This window comes from Noviherbaspirillum sp. ST9, assembly GCF_048799745.1.
Taxonomy (GTDB): domain Bacteria; phylum Pseudomonadota; class Gammaproteobacteria; order Burkholderiales; family Burkholderiaceae_D; genus Noviherbaspirillum.
This window is the reverse complement of the sequence record NZ_JBLWFR010000060.1, coordinates 1-789: the sequence shown is the minus strand read 5'-3', so window position 1 is coordinate 789 and position 789 is coordinate 1. Positions and strand designations below refer to the sequence as shown.

Below are 789 nucleotides of genomic sequence, written 5' to 3'. Positions count from 1 at the left end.
GGCTCGGGCAGATGGTCGGCGAAGATGGTGACTTCGTTCGCGGGGATGCAGGCGCGCCCGTGATTCCGGTGTGGCAGCGCCTCTATCCAAACGATTAAGGAGACTTGTAATGGCCGTTCTCGGCACGACTTACTGGAACCTTATCGACGTCATGAAAGCTGGCGGTGATAATATTGGCGACGTGGTCGAGGCGCTGGTGCAGCTCACCCCGTTCATGCAGGATGCCAACGTCATCACCTGCAACGACGGGACGAAGCACCGTAACTCGATCCGCACCGGCCTGCCGCAGGTGTCCTGGGGTGCGCTCTATCAGGGCATCCAGCAGAGCAAAGGCAACTATACGCAGGTGGAAGACACGACCGGCTTCGTCGAAGGCCTGTCGAGCGTAGACGAGCGCCTGCTGGACCTGAAGCCCAACGAGGCGGCGAAGCTCCGCATGATGGAAGGCCAGGGCTTCCTCGAAGCCATCGCCCAGGCGATCGACCGCGCCATCTGGTATTCCAACGTCGCGATCAACGGCAAGCAGTTCCACGGCCTCGCGCCGCGCTACAACTCGCTGGCCAATCCGAACGTGGTCAATGCCGGCGGCGTCGGTGGCGATAACCCCTCCATCTGGTTCGTCACCCATGGCGATATGCAGACCTCGGTCATCACGCCAGAGAATATCTCGGCTGGCGTGAAGCGCGAGGATATGGGCCGCCAGCGCGTGCAGGATGGCAACGGCAATCCCTACTACGTGAAGGAAGAGAAGTTCACCCAGCATGTCGGTATCACCGTCAAGGACTGGCG

The 789-nt window shown here is 61.1% G+C and carries 1 protein-coding gene; it reads left to right on the top strand.

What is annotated here, in order from left to right; translation table 11 throughout:
- Positions 1–109: 109 nt before the first annotated feature.
- A partial coding sequence (locus tag ACNOHI_RS24725) for a major capsid protein (RefSeq protein WP_420477384.1) occupies positions 110–789 on the top strand: 680 nt, incomplete at its 3' end.